Genomic DNA, 2,021 nt, shown 5'->3' on the forward strand with positions numbered 1-2,021 from the left:
GCCAGCCCGAGCAGCGGGCGGACGTCCTCGTCGACCACGCCGCCGGCCTGCACGTTCACCGCGTCCGGCACGAACTCGCCCTGCAATGCCAGCTTGACGCTGCGGGCCACCGACAGCCCGGCCTTGTCCTGCGCCTCGGCGGTGGACGCGCCCAGATGCGGGGTGACCACGACGTTGTCGAAGGCGAACAGCGGGGAATCGGTGGTCGGCTCGGTGACGAACACGTCGATGCCGGCGCCGCCGACGCGGCCTTCGGCGAGCGCGTCGGCCAGCGCCCGCTCGTCGACCAGGCCGCCGCGGGCGGCATTGATGATGCGCACCCCCGGCTTGACCGTGGCCAGCTCCTTCTCCCCGATCAGGCCCAACGTCTCCGGGGTACGCGGCAAGTGGATCGAGATGAAGTCGCTCTCCCGCAGCAACTCGTCCAACCCGACCAGCCGCACGCCCAGCTGCGCGGCCCGGGCCGGCTGGATGTACGGGTCGTACGCGATCAGCCGGGTCCCGAACGCGGCCATCCGTTGCGCGAACAGCACCCCGATGCGCCCGAGCCCGACCACCCCGACGGTCTTGCCCTGCACCTCGACCCCGGTGTACTTGGCGCGCTTCCACTCGCCCCGTTTGAGCGCGGCGCTGGCGGCGGCGGTGTTGCGGGCCACGGACAGTAGCAGGGCAATCGCCTGCTCGGCGGCCGAGACGATGTTGGAGGTCGGGGCGTTGACCACCATGACGCCCCGCGCGGTGGCGGCGGGCACGTCGACGTTGTCGAGACCCACACCGGCCCGGGCCACGACCTTGAGCCGCGGCGCGGCGGCAACCGCCTCCGCGTCGACCTTGGTGGCACTGCGCACGATGACCGCGTCGGCGTCGGCCAGGGCGGCGAGCAGGGCGGCCCGGTCGGTGCCGTCCACGTGGCGGACGTCGAAGTCGTAGGCCAGCACGTCGATGGCGGCGGGGGCCAGTTCCTCAGCGATCAGTACCACGGGAGTCATACGTCTCCACCTGTTGTCTCGCAGGCGGCCGGCCGCCGACCTTTCCGCGATCGTAGGGTGTGCCGGGACCATTACGGCATGTCATCTCATGGTGACCGGCCTCACACGTACGAAATACCCGGAGCCCTTTCTGTCGCACCGGACCGCTAGCCTCCTCGGCATGTCCCAAGCACCGGCCGAAGCCGAGGAAATCGACGAGGATCACGGCTCCGCGATCCCCGAGCCGCCCCGGCGGGTGCCGTTCGGAGTGGCCGTCACCACGGCCCTGCTCGGCCTGCTGTCGGTGCTGCTGCTGGTCACGGCCCTGGTGGCGTTGTCAGCCGGCTCGTTCCGGCAGAGTGTCGGCGAGGCCACCGCGCAGGGGCTGGCTGTCGCGCTCGTCGCCGTCTGCGCAGCACTGGTGGCCGCGGTCGCGTGGTCCTTCGTCCGCGACGGCATCACTGTCGGCCCGATGATCGTCGGCGGCCTGACGCTGGTGGCCGGACTGATCATGCTGGTCGCCGGAGTGGCCGGGAGCGACCCCGACACCGAGGTGCTGCGGCTGGGCGTGCTGGCCCTGGTGGTCGGCCTGGGCGTGCTGCTGGTGCCACTGCTCGGACAGGCCCCGGCCTACCTGGCAGCCCGCCGGGTGTGGTCGCGCGCCGAGCGGGACTGGCTGCACGAGCTGACGACGCCGGAGACTCAGCCGCAGCCGCAGTGGGGGCCCGGGCACTACCCGCCGCCTCAGCAGCCGCAGTGGGGCGGGGTGCCGCAGCCGCACTATGTTCCGCCGCCCGGCTATCCGGGGCAGGCCGGGTTCGCTGCACAGCCGGGTTACCCGCCGCAGTACCAGTATCCGCCGCAGCAGGCGCAGGGCTGGGGCGCGCAGCAGCATCAGGCGTGGCCGGAGGCAGTGGTGCCGCCGTGGTCCGGGCAGCAGCCGCCGGCGCAGCCCGCCTCGGGCCCACCGGCGGCGGGCGTCACGGCGCAGCCACTGGCCGGCAGCGCTACCGGCCAGGCGGCTACAGGGCATGGCGGCCAGCCGCAGCGGAT

1 protein-coding gene and 1 pseudogene are annotated in these 2,021 nt (G+C 72.8%); one reads left to right on the forward strand and one right to left on the reverse strand.

Annotation, left to right across the window (positions count from 1 at the left end; translation table 11 throughout):
* Positions 1-989, reverse strand: a 989-nt coding sequence (locus AB0C29_RS45645) for a hydroxyacid dehydrogenase (protein WP_360834238.1), incomplete at its 3' end; no start/stop codon positions are given.
* Positions 990-1,149: 160 nt separating this feature from the next.
* On the opposite strand from AB0C29_RS45645, the pseudogene AB0C29_RS45650 reads away from it, so the two are divergent.
* A pseudogene (locus AB0C29_RS45650) lies at positions 1,150-2,021 on the forward strand (hypothetical protein); the annotation flags it as partial.

It is taken from the genome of Actinoplanes sp. NPDC048791 (genome assembly GCF_040650095.1).
In the GTDB taxonomy this organism is placed as follows: Bacteria; Actinomycetota; Actinomycetes; order Mycobacteriales; family Micromonosporaceae; genus Actinoplanes.